Annotated in this window: 10 protein-coding genes; 7 read left to right on the top strand and 3 right to left on the bottom strand. The window is 48.4% G+C overall.

All coding sequences use genetic code 11. From position 1 onward, the window contains the following. Positions 1 to 2,984: ligand-binding sensor domain-containing protein (locus VM802_RS29325; RefSeq protein WP_325537531.1), on the bottom strand; the 2,984-nt coding region annotated here is incomplete at its 3' end. Between the two features lie 205 nt (positions 2,985 to 3,189). Between VM802_RS29325 and VM802_RS29320 the strand changes: the two genes are divergently transcribed. From VM802_RS29320 to VM802_RS29305, 4 genes are all read left to right on the top strand, one after another. Continuing rightward, on the top strand, positions 3,190 to 5,175 hold the full coding sequence (locus tag VM802_RS29320) for a glutaminase family protein (RefSeq protein ID WP_414647143.1): 1,986 nt from the start codon (positions 3,190 to 3,192) through the stop codon (positions 5,173 to 5,175). 527 nt (positions 5,176 to 5,702) lie between these two features. Beyond that, positions 5,703 to 8,714: a SusC/RagA family TonB-linked outer membrane protein gene (locus VM802_RS29315; protein ID WP_325537527.1), complete on the top strand. Its 3,012-nt coding sequence runs from the start codon at positions 5,703 to 5,705 to the stop codon at positions 8,712 to 8,714. A gap of 49 nt (positions 8,715 to 8,763) precedes the next feature. Beyond that, on the top strand, positions 8,764 to 10,554 hold the full coding sequence (locus tag VM802_RS29310; RefSeq protein WP_325537525.1) for a RagB/SusD family nutrient uptake outer membrane protein: 1,791 nt from the start codon (positions 8,764 to 8,766) through the stop codon (positions 10,552 to 10,554). 24 nt (positions 10,555 to 10,578) lie between these two features. Further along, positions 10,579 to 11,265: a DUF3823 domain-containing protein gene (locus VM802_RS29305; protein ID WP_325537523.1), complete on the top strand. Its 687-nt coding sequence runs from the start codon at positions 10,579 to 10,581 to the stop codon at positions 11,263 to 11,265. Positions 11,266 to 11,369: 104 nt separating this feature from the next. Here VM802_RS29305 and VM802_RS29300 read toward each other — a convergent pair whose 3' ends face one another. After that, positions 11,370 to 11,570 carry a class I lanthipeptide gene (locus VM802_RS29300; RefSeq protein ID WP_325537521.1) on the bottom strand — a complete coding sequence of 67 codons (201 nt, stop codon included), beginning with the start codon at positions 11,568 to 11,570 and terminating at the stop codon, positions 11,370 to 11,372. 167 nt (positions 11,571 to 11,737) lie between these two features. After that, entirely contained in the window at positions 11,738 to 13,669 is a 1,932-nt protein-coding gene (locus VM802_RS29295) for a tetratricopeptide repeat-containing sensor histidine kinase (protein ID WP_325537519.1), read from the bottom strand. A 288-nt stretch (positions 13,670 to 13,957) separates the two neighbouring features. On the opposite strand from VM802_RS29295, the gene VM802_RS29290 reads away from it, so the two are divergent. From VM802_RS29290 to VM802_RS29280, 3 genes are all read left to right on the top strand, one after another. Continuing rightward, on the top strand, positions 13,958 to 14,440 hold the full coding sequence (locus tag VM802_RS29290; protein WP_325537517.1) for a hypothetical protein: 483 nt from the start codon (positions 13,958 to 13,960) through the stop codon (positions 14,438 to 14,440). Positions 14,441 to 14,555: 115 nt separating this feature from the next. Beyond that, on the top strand, positions 14,556 to 15,194 hold the full coding sequence (locus VM802_RS29285) for a response regulator (RefSeq protein ID WP_325537515.1): 639 nt from the start codon (positions 14,556 to 14,558) through the stop codon (positions 15,192 to 15,194). Between the two features lie 81 nt (positions 15,195 to 15,275). Then, the gene (locus VM802_RS29280) at positions 15,276 to 16,136 is read left to right on the top strand and encodes a HEPN domain-containing protein (protein ID WP_325537513.1); all 861 of its coding nucleotides are present in this window, start codon (positions 15,276 to 15,278) and stop codon (positions 16,134 to 16,136) included. The last annotated feature ends 382 nt before the right edge of the window (positions 16,137 to 16,518 follow it).

The raw sequence follows: 16,518 nt of genomic DNA, 5'->3' as shown, positions 1-16,518 counted from the left end.
GTCTCTTTCAGCCGGACAAACGGCTCAAAAATTTTCTCTCTCATATCAACAGGAATCAACAAACCATCATTCGATATTTCTATGCTTACTACCGCCTCATTTTCCTGCGGCGGCAGCAACCGGACTTTTACAAATGTAGCCGTATACTTGCCCGCATTCCCGATGAGGTTACTAAAGATCTTATAAAGCGCCTCGCTATCGGCCATAATACACACGTCATCACCAGGCAGCTCCAGCTCCCAGCTGATAGGGTTCCTGGCGCCCTGTTGCCGGAAAGATTCAAAGGTCTCCTTCAGCAGCTGACTCACATTCACCTGCTCAAAGTTGAGCCGGAATCCTTTCATCTCCGTACTGCGGAAATCAAGTACCTGGCTCACCAGCCGGATAAGACGGTCCGTATTACGCTCCACCGTATCCAGCTGCTTTTTTATCTGTGGCTGATCACCGCCTATCTCCTGCAACATCTCTATCGGACCTTTGATCAATGTAAGCGGCGTGCGTATCTCATGGGCAATATTGGTAAAGAACTCCATCTTCGCATCAATCAGCTCTTTCTCCTTCTTCGCCTGCTGCACCTGGAGATAACTGCGTATCAGGTAATAGGCGAGGCTGACGATAAGCAACCCGTAAAGAAGATAGGCAGCCGTAGTTTTCCATACAGGCGGCTTTATCCTGATAACAAGACTCGTCTCTCTTACACCGTTGAAATCGCCACTGGATGCCCTTACATGAAATACATACCGGCCCGGTTTAAGGTCTGTAAAATAGACTCTTCTGTTCCGTGGCAATTGGGTCCAATCCTTATCAGATCCTTCCATTTTATAGCTGTAACGGATCTTCTCCGGAATCGTAAAACTCACCGCCGCAAAGTCAAGATTAATGGAGGATTGATCATAGCGCAGCACCAGTTCCTTTGTAAAAGGGAGCGCCTTTTCAATCCCGCTGTCAGCCCCGGGCGCCACATCTTTGTTATTAATCTGAAGCCCCGTAATGAATAAGGGCGGCTCAAAAGTGCGGTGACGCACGGCAGCAGGTATAAAAGAAATCATACCGCGGGTACTGCCAAAATAAAGACGCCCATCCTGATCCTTGTAACCGGAGTTGAAATTGAACTGGTCATTCAGCAGGCCATCTTCCTGTGTATAGATACTCATCTTCCCCGTCCGGGGGTCCATGTTCACCAACCCCTTGGCCGTAGTAATCCAGAGATGCCTGTTGTCATCTTCCAGCACCTTGTAACAGGTGTTGGAAGGCAACCCGTCTGCAACGGTATACCACTGTACAGACCTGGTATCGAGACTCACACGCCAAAGGCCGTAGCCTGCTGATGCGGCCCATATATAGCCGGAACCGTCTTCATGAAGCGCCGACACATTGATGGTATAAGCATTTGTGTTATTCCCGGTATTTATCTTCACCACCTCGCCTGTCTGTGGATTCAAACGATAGAGCCCATCAAAATAGGTGCCTATCCAGATATAACCTTTACTGTCTTCAAGAAGACTGGAAACCACAAACTGATGTGGGGTGCGGTCAACAGCAATCACTGCAAACTGGTCCTTCAACGGAAGATACTTAACCAACCCGTCATGACTGCCCAGATAAATATCTCCATTCCGCGTGTGCAAAAAAGTAAGCACAAACTCGTTGTTCAATGCACCCGGCCCCTTCCCCGCACTATAATGCTTTCTTACTTTACCCGTCCGCACGTCCATCACATCCACCCCGTGAAAATGCGTGCCTATCCAGAGATCATTGCCTGCTATCAACAACCCGTGAATATTGGAATGGGAAATATCGCCGGGTGCATTTCCCGGCATGAAGCGCTTCACCGCTCCCGTTCTGGGGTCTAGCCTGGTAAGCCCTGCGTCCTCCATACCAATCCATAAAAACCCCAGGCTGTCTTTACATATCTCGCGCACCGCATTTCCCCCGATGGAGTTAGGAGAATAATCCGGATAGAATTTATCAAACACCATCTGCCGGTTCGGATAATAATTCACGCCGCCAAAAAAAGTGCCCGCCCAGATGCCTCCCTCTTTATCTTTACACAACGTATATACAGCATTGTCAGAAAGTGAATAGGGATCAAGGTAACGCCGCACGGCATTGTATTTCCAACCGGTATGTTCATTGATCATCAGAATCCCTCTCTCTGTGCCCAGCCATATTTCCTCGTCACTGACAGGCAGTATATCAATAACGAAAATACTCCCCCCGTCATCATAGCGGGTAATAACGTCGGTATAATCGCGCGTGTTAATATTAAACCGCTTTAGTCCCTGGCTGATCGTCCCCACGTAGACGTCCCCGTCTCTGCCCATGACCACCCTGGTAGCCGTTCTGATGTGCGTCCGCGGAGAATGACGGAAAAGATCATACTGCTCAATTTTATTTGTTTGCCTGTTCAGCGTACATAGGCTCCCATCAATAGTGGTGAACCACATCGCGCCGTCAGCGCCCTGGCACATATCCGTCGGCGCAGCAAAAGCCCCGGGCATAAACGGGTAAAAAATCTCCTGCGAAGGTTCACGGGTGTAAACCAGTCCGCCGGCAATCACCCACAACCGGTCACTGCTGTCAACCATCATCCGGTACACCTCTCTCGGCGAATTCACCGCCAGCACCAGTTTCTCATGCTCCTTATCAAAATAGTAGAGCCCCTTTTCTGCACCTACCCATAGCACTCCCTTTCTGTCAACAGCCAACGGAGACATATAGTCGCGGGCCAGTTGCGCTCCGTTTCCTGTATGAAAAACCTTAAAGCGGCTCCCGTCAAACCTCGTGAGCCCATCTTTGGTACTAAACCACATAAATCCGTCCTTATCCTGGATACTGCGCTCAATCGAGTTATCAGACAACCCGTCTTTTACCTCATAATGCCTGAAATAATAATGCTGGGAAGACACGCTGACTCCCGTCAGCAGCAGGACTGTCAGTAAACAAAAAAGCAGGTTCCAACGTGGACACAACATATGTATCATTTCTGCACTGTTACGCAATGTATAGTTTTTGCAACCCTGTGAATCAGTAGGTTCTCAAATTTAAGTTTTCTTAGCGTTGATCAATACAGCTGATACAGGAATACCAGATTTTGAAACTAAAATGAAAAATAAAGTTAGTATGCATTTTCACCACTTCTTTGTCACACGCATTAAAGTCTCTTACCAAAGCGCCATTCATATATTCATGAGCGTAGTGTCCTGCTCCCTTGTGCTGGCTTCATTGATAAGCTCCGCACAAAACCGGTTGGCGCCGGCCTATCCATTGGTTGTCCATGATCCATATTTCAGCATCTGGTCTTTCGGCGATGTATTAAACAGCTCCACCACCCGGCATTGGACCGGAAAACAGCATTCGCTGAGAGGCCAGGTTGAAATTGATGGAAAAACCTATAATCTGCTGGGTGCAGATGAAACGAAAAAAGACGATGCAGAAAATGCCACCCAACAGGCTGTTACCATGAACGCCACACAAACCATCTACACCTTCATCTGCGGCGGCATGAACCTCGAACTGGCATTCACCTCTCCGCTACTCATGAGCGACCTCACTCTTTTATCACGCCCTGTTTCATACATCACTTACACGGCTGTCAGCAGCGATGGGGCAACTCATCAGGTAAAGGTCAGCCTGAGCGCCTCCACAGACATCGCCACCAACACGCCCGGCGAGGAAGTAACAGCATCACAATATACCAGCGGCGGGTTGGGCATCCTGAAGGCAGGCACGGTTGAACAACCTGTACTGAAGAAAAAAGGAGATGATGTACGGATCAACTGGGGCTATCTCTACCTCGCAACAACTGCAACATCCAATACCAAACAATTTATTTCCGGTGACACAGCCGCCGGAACCGGCACTGTAAAGGGTAAATCCCTCACACTGCATACCGTCGCCGATCTGGGTAAAGTAGGTAAAAAGAAAAAAGAACAGATCTTCCTGCTGGGATACGACGATATTTACTCCGTGCAGTACTTCCAGCAAAACCTGCGCCCTTACTGGAACACAGACGGCACACATACCATAGAGGAACAGCTGTCACTGGCCATGAAAAGCTATCCCGAAGTGCTCCGTAAATGCCAGGCATTTAATACAAAACTATACGCCGATGCAGTAGCAGCAGGTGGTAAAAAATACGCAGACCTCTGTGTAACCGCCTACCGCCAGAGTATCGCAGCCCACAAGCTGCTGAAAAGCCCACAGGGTGAAATACTGTTCCTGTCAAAAGAAAATTTCAGCAACGGCTCCATCAACACCGTAGATGTGACCTATCCTTCCGCACCCCTGTTTCTCCTCTATAACCCCGATCTGCTGAAAGGAATGCTCAACGGCATCTTCTACTACAGCGAAAGCGGAAAATGGGCCAAACCCTTTCCTGCACACGATCTCGGCACCTACCCCCTTGCCAATGGCCAGACATATCCGGAAGATATGCCGGTGGAAGAAGCGGGTAACATGCTGCTGCTCACCGCCGCCATCGCCAAAGCTGAAGGAAATACAGCCTATGCAAAGAAGCACTGGGCCGTACTCTCCACCTGGGCAGACTATCTCGTAACAAATGGTCTCGACCCCGTTAATCAATTATGTACCGACGACTTCGCCGGACACCTTGCCAGGAATGCTAACCTCTCGCTCAAAGCCATCACAGGAATCGGCGCTTATGCCCAACTCGCCGGCAAATCAGGCGATCAGGTGAAGGCTGACAAATACATGGCCATAGCGCGTGACATGTCCGGAAAATGGCTGCAAATGAGCAACGCAGGCGATCACTACGCACTTACGTTTGAAAATACCAACTCCTGGAGCCAGAAGTATAACCTCGTCTGGGACAAAATACTCTCATTGAAACTATTCCCGCAAAGCGTGTACGATAAAGAAATAAAATACTACCTCTCGAAACAGCAGCCCTTCGGCCTGCCACTCGACAGCAGGAAAACATACACCAAAAGCGACTGGGTATTGTGGACAGCCACCCTCGCAGATAATCCGCAGGACTTTGATGCACTGATAGCCCCCATTCATAAGTATATGCTGGAAGGCGCAGTACGCGTGCCGTTGAGCGACTGGCACGAAACCACTACCGGAAAGATGGTGGGCATGCAGGCCCGCAGCGTAGTAGGCGGATACTTTATGAAGATGTTTGCGCAGAAAGTAAAGAATGATACGCTTTGAATGATTTTTGAAAACCAGGGAATACGTTGTATTCCCTGGTTTCATTTCTTTTGTTGAAGAATAGAAAACAACATAACGTCATATAGACAGATGCGCTGATTTTTTGAATTTACAAACACACAACCAAAATTATTTTTATCATCGGCCAGGCGAAGACAGAACAATGAAAAACAGTGCTCTACGTAATACCTGGGCCTGTTTTCCAATAGAAACAACTCAACGCTTATACTTTGCTAAAGATTAGCTTTCACGTTAATGAACGGTTGCCTGTACGCCCCCTTGATAATTTTTGAATAACCGGCCAGTTGAAGATTTCACTACTGTAAAAACTTGATACAATTCCATGAGAAATTCTCCTTTCGGCAGAAGCCTGTCGTATGGCTTCTTTACGCTTGCAATTTCCCTGCAGTCTATTCCCCGTCTCCATGCTGCGGGACCACAGATCAGGGCGACAGCAGCCTCCCCATACCTTTATTCCAGGGCTTCAGCCTATGCAACTAAGGTCAGCGGGATAGTAACTGCCCAGGATGGTACCCCTCTCCCCCGGCGCGACTGTCACAATCAAAGGTACCAGAATCGGTACCACCACAAGCCAGGACGGGCGATTTACAATAAAGGCGCCTTCCGGAAGCGGCACATTGGTCATCTCCTACGTCGGATACACCTCCGCAGAGATTACCTACGCCGGCGAAAGTAATCTGCATATTAAACTGACTCCATTGGCCAGAACGGCAGAAGAAGTAGTGGTAGTCGGTTACGGCTCTCTGAAACGCAAAACACTGGCCTCCTCCGTCTCCACCGTAAAAGGTGAAGCGCTCACCAAAAGCACTTCGCCAAATGTATCCAATGCAATATCAGGAAAGATTGCCGGTGTCATCGCACGGCAGGCAGACGGACGTCCCGGCAGCACCACCTCCTTCAATATCCGGGGAATGGGTGATCCCCTCTATGTAGTGGATGGTATACCAAAAGACGCCGGCCAGTTCAATAACATCGACATGGGCGATATAGAGAGCGTCACCGTGCTGAAAGACGGCGCCGCTACCGCCATCTGGGGTATCGGCGCCGCCAATGGGGTTATACAGATCACCACCCGCAAAGGCAAGTACAACCAGAAGCCGCAACTAAGCCTCAATACCTACTACGGGATGCAGGACTGGACCCGCTTCCCGAAAATGGCCAACGCCGCACAATACTACGAAGCGCAAACAGAAGCAGATGTCAACGAATGGATCGTAAACCCTAACCGCAGCGGCGCACCCACCACCCGCACCAAAGCAGAATGGGAGAAATGGAAAGCCGGTACAGAACCAGGCTACCAGAGCTTCGACTGGTCTCAGTTCATCCGCCGCAACGCCCCGCAGTACTACGCCAACATGAGCATCAGCGGAGGCGGCGAAAATGTCACCTATTACACCAGTCTCGCCCACCTGAAACAGGATGGCGCCATCAAAGACTTCGTATTCCAACGCACCAACCTGCAATCCAACGTAGACGCACGACTCTCGCAACGTATCAAAATCGGGACACAGATCAATGCCCGCGTGGAACAACGGAAGAATCCAGGCCTTCCTTCCAGCGATGACCTCAGCTATCCGCTCAAAGGACTTTACATCAACATCCCCACAGAAAGACCTTACGCCAACGACAATCCTAAATATCCCTCTTACAACGGCAGCAACCGTACCGCATATAACTTCGGAGTTCTCAACTATGATCAGAGCGGCTTCTTCAATGATACCTGGCGCGTTTTCCAGGGTAATATCTATGGAGAATACATCACGCCCATCAAAGGACTGGTAGCTAAAGTAACCGGCAACTACTATTATGCAGCCCGGCTGGAAGATATACAGGAATATACCTTCAACGCTTACCGCTACGACAAAGCCACAGACAAATACAACATCGTAGGTGGCAATCCCAATCCTTACCGGGAAAAGATCAATGAATCCGTTGAAGAGAAAATTTACCAGGCTTATCTTAACTACGATAATACCTTCGGTAAACACACTATATCAGCTACGCTGGGTCTTGAATCCAACGAACGGTTTGAAAAATATACCTTCATCCGCTCCAACCCCACTACCAACTTTATCAGCCTGATACGGCCCAATGAGTTCAGAGACATCAACGATACCCGCACAGAAAGAGGCAGCCTGAGCGTCTTCGGCAGAGCCAATTACACCTACAACGGAAAATACATTTTCGGTACGGCTATACGAAGAGATAAAAGCAGCGTTTATAGCAAGGCTTTCTCCGCCAGATATTTCCCCGGCTTCGACGCAGGATGGATCATATCCGAAGAGAATTTCTTCAAAGGAAGATTAGGAAGAACATTCTCCCTTTTCAAACTGAGAGGCAGCTACTCTGTAGCCGGGCTGCTCAATAAAGATGTTGCCGGCGCTTATCTCAGCGGATATAATTTCCCCAGCGGCGGATATGTCTTTGATGATGGATACTACATCGCCGCCGGCCTGCGGCAAACACCCAGCACCAACATCACCTGGGTGCAATCCCGCTACACCAATATCGGTCTGGACATGGCCCTGCTCAACAATAAATTATCGCTGACCGTAGATGTATTCCAGCGCAAAAAAGTTGGTGACCTCACTACACGCAGAGATGTGAACATTCCGCAGGAAGTAGCGCAATCACTCCCCCAGGAAAACCTCAACTCTTCACGAACACTTGGCACCGATTGGGAAATCACCTATAACGGCCACGTGAAAGATGTGAAATTTACCATCGGCGTCAACGGGGTATACGCCCGTACACAAGCCCTCGTTACCTACCGGGAAGATCTCGGCTTCGGCAGCTCCTGGGATAAATACAAAAACGCCACCGAAAGACGATGGACCGGCACCTGGGGATACATCGCTGACGGCCAGTTCCAGAGCATGGACCAGATAAGAAAACATCCCATCGATCAGGACGGACAAGGCAACACCACCCTCCTGCCCGGCGATATCATATACAAAGACATCAACGGCGACGGCGTCATCACAGCACTGGATCAACGTCCCATCGCAAGAGGAGGAGGCCTCCCGCTTTTCAACGCCGGCCTCAACATCGCAGTGGCTTGGAAGAACTTCGACCTTACGCTTAACCTCCAGGGCGCCTCCGGATATTATTTCAATATGGCCAACGAACTGCAACGGCCATTCCTCAACGATGGCAACATCCCCACACTCCTCCTCGACCGCTGGCGCCGCGAAGATCCCTTCGATCCTAACAGCGCCTGGATACCCGGCAAGTATCCTTCCATCAGACGAGGCGGTATCGGCAATAACCTCCAGTTCTCCACCTTCAATACAGTGAATGTCCGATACCTCCGGCTCCGCAACCTGGAGGTAGGTTACACACTCCCCCGCCACGTCACCAACCGGCTCAACATCAGCAAGGCCAGGTTCTACTTTAATGCCATGAACCTGCTCACCTTCACCAACGTGCTGATAGTAGACCCTGAACTGGACCAGAACGGAGGCGTTCAATACCCGCAGACAAAAAACCTCAGCTTCGGATTAAACGTATCATTCTGACGCTGTTACAACAACGTGCTCTATTGTAAACGCAATGCAATCAATGATCATGAAAATAAGAACAATACTCCCCCTCGCGGGCTTGTTATATATGTTGCAGGCATGCGACCCTACAGACAAAGATGTGTTTAACGTAATACCCGAAGAAACAGTCTGGTCTAATAACCAACTCGCCCTCGGTGCACTCGCCAATCTCTACCAGCAGCTCCCCGCAGAAGCATTCAGTACACAGGGTATGCAGATAACAGATGAAGCCATGTGGGGCGGAATAGGCGACGGTATGAACACCACCACCGACATCCCCACCAACACCTACGAATACTGGGGCTACGGATTTCTGAGAGACATCCACCTCTTCATAGACAAAACCAATAAGGCCACCGCCCTGAAAGATGACTTCAAAAAACAGATCGTAGCAGAAGCAAGATTCTTACGCGCTTACTTCTATTTCGAAGAAGTGAAAAGAATGGGCGGTGTACCTCTCATTAAAGAGGTTCTGAACTACAATACCATCGCAGACATCCCCAACCTCCAGCTACCACGCGCCAAAGAAGATGAAGTATACGACTTCGTCATCTTCGAGCTGGACGCTATCCTCCCCGACCTCCCCCCTGATGCGGGTATCAAGGGCAGAGCCAGCAAATGGGCCGCCCTCGTACTGAAATGCAGGGCAGCTTTATACGCCGGGTCTATCGCGAAATATAATAACCTGCAACCCGCTCCCATAAAGCTACCCGGCGGTGAGGTAGGAATACCCGCAGAGAAGTCGAAACCCTACTACCAGACGGCCCTCACCGCTGCCCAGGCAATCATCTCCGGCGGTGTCTTTGCCATCACCACCGATTACTTCAGCATCTTCAACCAGAACAAAACAAATCCGGAAATGATCATGGCTGTGCTGTACAGCCTGCCCAACAAAAGACATGGATTCACAGCAGACAACTCCACACCTTCCGCCCGCGAATCCAGCGACGGCGACGCAGGCCGCATCAATCCCGTCTTTGAACTCGCCAACACCTACGACAATCTCGATGGCACATCAACCGGTCTTACTCTCAGTAACACCGACGGCGATCCGCTTTACTTCGATAATCCGCAGGATCTCTTCGCCAATAAAGACAACCGCCTCGCGGCCACTATTCTCTACGGCGGACAAGACTTCCGCGGAAAACGTGTAGACCTCCAGGCGGGCCTGGCAAGATGGAACACCACCACTTCCTCCTACGATATCGTCAGCAGCCCTACCCTTGGCGCTAAAAGCGATGACGGCTACCAGATAACCGGATTCGATGGGCCCAACAACCTGACCAGCGTATCCAACTCCGGTCTTTATATCCGGAAATTTATGTCCACCACACTCGGCGCAGGCCAGCTCTCTACGCTGGCAGACAACTGGTGGCCCCTGTTCAGATACGCTGAAGTATTACTGAATGCCGCGGAAGCCGCAATGGAACTGGGACAACAAGAAGACGCCAAAACCTATATCAACGAATTACGCAGCAAACACGGTGGCATCACCACTCCGCTGACTACCCTCAGCTGGGCAAAATACGTTAATGAACGCCGGATCGAACTGGCCTTCGAAGGCCATCGCTACTGGGATCTGAAAAGATGGCGCACCGCAGACGCGGTATTGAATGGTACCAATAAACTCACCGGCTTGTATCCCTATCGCGTATTCCGCCCAGGGCATCCCACACACCAGAAATGGTTCTATAAAAGAGTAGCGCCCGTTCGGCTCACACAAGCCAAACGTTTCATAAAAGAGAACTATTACACGTTCATCCCGCAAGGAGCCATCAATAACAATCCTAAGCTGGTCAAGAATCCGGGACAATAACCGTTTACATTAAACCGTAGTAAGATGAATCACTTTAAATACTTCACCATCTGCCTGAACATCATATTGGTTGTAGCTTTCGCCAGTTGTAAAAAAGATAGCGAAAGCCCTCCCGATCTCCGCCTCGAAGGCAGTTTAACGTATAAAGGCAGACCGCTGGGCTTCAAAAACACAGAAGTAACACTGGATCTTTACCAGCCGGGATACGCCATCCTGACCGCTATTCCCTGCAGGGTCAACCAGGACGGTGGCTACGCGGCACAACTGTTTCCCGGTAGTTATAAAATGACCTTCAGAAGAAATGTGGCGCCATTCTATGACATCACAGACTCTATTTCCATCAGCGTCACAGGCAATACCAGCAAGAGTTTTGAAGTCACGCCTTTCTTCTATGTAAACGAACCCGCCTTTACACTGAAAGGAGACTCCCTGTTCGCCACCGTCAACATTGAAAAAATCGCGACAGACCGTAACCTCGAAAAAGTAGGACTGTATATCAGCAGCTCGCACTACTGCGACGCCATCTATTCAACAGGCGGTAAAGCAGAAGTAGCAGCAGGCGACATCAGTAACCTGACTAATGTAACGCTAAAGGCAAAACTGACGCCTGCACTGATGCAACAGAAATACCTCTTCGCCAGAGTAGGCGCTAAAACCATAGGATTGAATGCACAGAATTATTCACTGGTAAAACAGGTAGATATTAAATAACATAGAAACAGCCCCTCGCTGCTGGCGATGGGGCTGTTGTAGTTTCAGAATGCCGGATTTACCTCACTTATCAGGTGACGGTCGGGGACAATTAAGTCTCAGTATTAGTCGTTATGAGGCATCTGGGGATAATGAGTCTGAGTATTAGTCCCGGAAGTAGTATGGCAACCCGTTCCGCAGCCTGTAACACCAACCGAATAAGTATCGGGGTCTCCACCCCCCTTTATTCTTTGCTGACTTCCGGGTGTAAGTGATGCAATGGTAATCCGCTTCAATGACAGCTTCTTTGGATTTCTCTTTTTCATGGATGAATATCTTTAAATAATCCTCTCCTTTCTTTAGCTTATCGCAGTGCCCTGGAGTGGTTGTTCAGCATACTCAAATGTCCAATATTCAGTAGCCATTGGCAATACCGGCATTTCAGTATTTTTTTCATCCAGTAGATAAGTAGACGATGGCAAACATATACTCCTCACCGCACTTTCACCTCCACGTCAAAGCTGGTACCCTTTCCCAACGTAGAAGTAATGTCTATAGTACCTTGCAGATACTCCACCCGTTTCCTGATATTGGCCAGCCCCATACCGGCACTATCCGTTGTGCCGTCAAACCCTTTCCCATTATCTTCTACCGTAAGCAAGACAGTATCGCCATTCTGCGCGCATTGCAATGCAATATGTGCAGGCTGTCCGTGACGGGCAGCATTGGCAAGCAACTCCTGCACAATGCGGTAGATCATCGTCTGCGTAGCAGGCGGTATGTCTTCCCGCAGATCAAAAGCCTGGAAGGATACCGTACATTCCGGTGAAACAAAACTCTCAGCCAGTTCTCTCAACGCGGCTTCCAGACCTACCTTATGCAGCGTCGCCGGCGACATATTACGGGCTATACGGCGAAGCTCCTGTAAGGATGTATTCAGCTGCCGGCCTACCGCTGCAACTTCCGCTCCCGAACTCACTTGTGCCAGATGCATCTCTACTCCCGACAACATACTGCCAAGGCCATCATGCAGATCACGGGCCAGGCGCTCCCGCTCTTCCTCCTGCCCTTGTAATAATGCCTTGTTCAGCAACAGATTTTTTTCCTGTATACTCATCTTACGCGCGTTGCGGTAGTTGCGCCACACCAGCGCAGCAACGATCAACAGAAAGGCAACTACGGCGCCCAGCAACCAGTTGATCATCTGCTGATTCTTTATCCTGAGCTGGGCTTGCTGTTTGTCAGCTTCAAGCCCCAGTATCCTTTTATCATTCTCCGCTTTCTGGTACCTGCTTTCCAGTTCATGCATTTTCTCCCGGAGCGCTTCTTCGTTCATACTATCGTTCAGCAGGTCGTATTGCTTCCTCCATTTATAGGCCTCCGGAATCATATTAAGGTGTTCATAGACTTCAGAAAAAGCAAGGGCTAGTCTGACTTTGCCCTCAATCAGCACCGGCTTCGCCGGATGCTCCTGAATATACAGCAGGATATCCTTTGCTTTGCCGTAAAGCTGCTGATCACTATAGATGTTGTACTGCTGATATAGCAATCCCTGTTTCGTATAATCATCTTTCAGTTTGTCTGCCATACTGATCCCTTTCTCTATACTGGCTGTCGCTTTGGGGTAATCCTTCAGGGATCTGTAGTAGATTCCTTCCAATCTGTAGTAGTGTGGCCAATACTCGGCTGATGCCGGGTGCGCGCTGAGCAGGTTGTAAAGGCTATCAAGATGTTGTTTCCCGGTGGTAAAATCCTTTCTCTCCATATCATTCTTCGCAAAATTTAAATAAAGATTGGCGAGATGATAAGATTCATTCACCTGTATGCTGCGGAAAACGGCGAGACTCTTCTTGTAATAAATATCTGCCTTATCAAACTGTCCGCTGTTGGTAAAGAACATGGCAATATCGCTGTAGGTCCTGGCTGCCCCCTGAATATCGCCTCCCTTCTCAGAAAAGGGAATCACCTTTTCCAGCAGGATGGCAATCGCCTTGTCGATACTATCTTTCCGCTGCATCTGTGCAGAAATATTGCGCCAGGCCCTCGACCGGACCCGGTATGCAGGTTTTGTGTCCACGCGGGCGAGTACCGAATCCGCCTGCCGGAATGCCGTAATAGATTGTTCAATATCACTGCTCCGGTATAGTTGTCCGATACCGAAAAAATAGCCAGCCACCAGAATTGGATTATTACCGGAAAGTCTTCTCCCCTGCTCCAGGTAGTACCTCGTTTTAGCGGAATCCAATGCTGTCCAGTAATCCACCAGATAGTAATTGACCTCCGCCTTCATACTGTCTGAAACATTTGTTTTCAGGATAGCCGCAAGACTGTCTGCATAATGTTGTCCATCGAGTGTAGGAAGCTGCGACAGGCAGATATTACAATAGCAGAAAAAGAAAACGGCAAAGGCTGTACAGTATTTCATGTAAGAAAGGTAAAACGGTTAGCTAAACAAACATACCCGGCTGAAGAAAATACCTAAAAACCAGTAGGTGATTACTGGTTTTTAGCGATTGCATGATCCTCGCTCCCGCAGGATCTTTGCAAAAGAAAGAATGCAATCTCATCACCCGGAAAAACATGACAATGAAAGTTACAAAAAATAAAACAAGCCGGCCGCTAATCTTCCATTGAAGTACTGTTAATCCACGCAGGGAAAGAATAAGCCCGTTGGCGATTCCTGTCATTCAAACTTTTAAATCAACATCGCACAATGCAACATTCCATCACGCTCCGAAACGCCATGCAGGTGGCAACAATGCTACTGTTAGCAGCTACAGTCTTTACGGCCTGCAGCAAAAGTAAAGACGACAATCCCGGTCCTGGCCCCAGTGGCCACCAGCTGAAAGTGACCATCACCACTACCGACCTGAAACCCCAGGAAGGAGACGCCTTATCATTCCTTTTTGTCGGCTCCAATCTCGATGGCAGTACCATCGACTGGAAAGTAGACGGACAGCTGAAGTCCAACCAGACCGGCATTACCCTGGAAGCCGATGTACTGTCAAGCGGGAAACAGATAACAGTAGAATCCGCAAAAAGCTTTGCCAAAGCCGGCATCATCATCAACGGCGGAAACAGAGGCACGCCTTACAAATTCAGCTACAAAGTAGAACTGGATGGTAAAGAAGTCAACAACGAACAGAATATCACGGTCTCCACCAACATCTTCAGCAGACCACATGACTACCCTTGATTCATATTTGCACATATGGTATGCCCTGACTGGCGCATACCATATGTACCTCCGGATTATTTATTTTCTGCTATCTTAGTATTAAAAGCAGGACTGTAAAGGAAGCATTTACATCATGAATAAGAAAACACCCATTCCGCTTGCTATCGTTGACGATCATCCCCTGATTATCGAAGGGTTGAAAAAAATGCTGGCTAAAGAGAAACGCATACGGGTAACCGGTACTTTTACCAACGGAACAGCCCTGCTGGAGTTCCTGGCCGTCAATGCCACCGGCATAGTGCTCCTGGACATCAACCTCCCCGATGTGAGCGGAACAGACCTTTGCAAAGAGATAAAGAGAAACACAACGGAAACAAAGATTCTCGCCATCAGCAGCTATACCGAACGCGCTATCATCATGCAGATACTGAACAGTGGCGCTTCCGGCTACCTCCATAAAAACGCCACAGAAGCAGAGCTGCTGAGATGTATTGACGATACGCTCAACAACCAACTTACCTTCAGCGACGCAATCAAAGAGATCATGTGGCAGCCATCCATCGCGGATCTTTCAACCGTCCCCTATTTCACCCGCCGCGAAACCGAAGTACTCAAACTGATCGCTGCCGGCAAAACAACCGCCGAAATAGCAAAATACCTCTTCCTCAGCCCGCTCACAATAGACACCCACCGCCGCAACATGATGCAGAAACTGAAAGTCAATAATACGCCGGCGCTCATCAAAATAGCGATGGAGCGTGGATGGCTGTAATGCGCTATAAAGTAAACCGATGCCTTTGAATTCTCCTGCCGTTTCCCTAATTTTCCATCAGGCAACCCAAAAACAATCACATTGAAAACATCTCTTGATCATCTCCCCAAAGAGCAATTCGATCAATTATCCCGCATTGTTCAGACTATTATCCATACCATCTCCATCTCCCCGGAGAAAATTATATTGCTGGACAAGGATACATTAAGCAAATGGATAGGACTACCGCAAACGGAAAGTCATTACGATATATTGATCATTACCGGAATGATGGATATTGAACACCCCCGCCACGAATTGGACATGCTGGATACAATGGAGGCTGAATATAACTTTAATGTCCCGGTAAACATCATGACTTACAGTATTGATTTTGTCAATACAAGACTACGCCAAGCACACTACTTCTTCTCCGAAATAATCAATAAGGGTACACTGTTATTTGACGCCGGTAACACCCCGCTCACCGAAATCGGGATACCATCCGGGTTCGAAAAACAATACACCTTAAAAAAAACAAAAGAAAGCGTTGAGAAATGGCTGAGACATGCAACCAAACTTACTAAGGCCGCAGATGGCTATCTGAACGAAAATGACCCCGAATTAGCCATGTTTATGCTTCACCAGAGCGCCATTTATATTTACAATGCCGCTATTTTGGTATTCCTGGGCTATACGCCAGACACGCATAACCTGGAAACCTTGAGGCGCATTTGCAGACATTTTTCAGTTGAACTGGCGAATGTTTTCAAAACAAAGGAGGAATATTACGACATGACTACCCGTATGTTCAACAACTATACGGCAAGGTCCCATATGGTTCTCCACTTCATAATAGACTTACCAAATGTATTAATACTCGCAGATAAAGTAAAGGAATTACAATCCATCGCAGACCGCCTCTGCCACGAGAAAATAACTTTCCTGGAGACTGTTGAATAAAGAACGACTACTCCCAATCATAATCTCTGATTCTTTGAATACCAGCTCGATTACTTAACTGCTCATCACGCAAGTCAGAAACTGATCAGAATCACATTTTCTACTGGATTTTCTTAATCCAATTTGATAGTCTACATTAGATTAAACTCATCAAGACAAGTAAAGAGTACCAATGCCTCAATTTTCTTTTTTGGAGATGTTATATTTCATTAGTTTATGAGAATTCATTCGATATTAATTGTCATTGTTGTCCGGTAAAAAATATACATGTTCTGGTGTAATTCATACCGGTTATGGATTACACCCGTTTTTAAATTATCAGCTATTGTAGGTAGCTCCCCTCTATGGAGAACTGCAAACCGGATTATTTATCCTGCGCCAG

Origin of the sequence: Chitinophaga sp., from assembly GCF_035538455.1 — a bacterium.
Taxonomy (GTDB): domain Bacteria; phylum Bacteroidota; class Bacteroidia; order Chitinophagales; family Chitinophagaceae; genus Chitinophaga.
Note: the sequence above shows the minus strand (reverse complement) of the source record. Positions and strands in the feature narration are given on the sequence as shown.

Excerpts from the sequence above, each read along its gene's own strand:
- VM802_RS29315 (WP_325537527.1), top strand. The coding sequence starts at position 5,703 with ATGGTACCCCTCTCCCCCGGCGCGACTGTCACAATCAAAGGTACCAGA.
- VM802_RS29300 (WP_325537521.1), bottom strand. The coding sequence starts at position 11,570 with ATGAAAAAGAGAAATCCAAAGAAGCTGTCATTGAAGCGGATTACCATT.
- VM802_RS29290 (WP_325537517.1), top strand. The coding sequence starts at position 13,958 with ATGCAACATTCCATCACGCTCCGAAACGCCATGCAGGTGGCAACAATG.
- VM802_RS29295 (WP_325537519.1), bottom strand. The coding sequence starts at position 13,669 with ATGAAATACTGTACAGCCTTTGCCGTTTTCTTTTTCTGCTATTGTAAT.
- VM802_RS29305 (WP_325537523.1), top strand. The coding sequence starts at position 10,579 with ATGAATCACTTTAAATACTTCACCATCTGCCTGAACATCATATTGGTT.
- VM802_RS29310 (WP_325537525.1), top strand. The coding sequence starts at position 8,764 with ATGAAAATAAGAACAATACTCCCCCTCGCGGGCTTGTTATATATGTTG.
- VM802_RS29285 (WP_325537515.1), top strand. The coding sequence starts at position 14,556 with ATGAATAAGAAAACACCCATTCCGCTTGCTATCGTTGACGATCATCCC.
- VM802_RS29320 (WP_414647143.1), top strand. The coding sequence starts at position 3,190 with ATGAGCGTAGTGTCCTGCTCCCTTGTGCTGGCTTCATTGATAAGCTCC.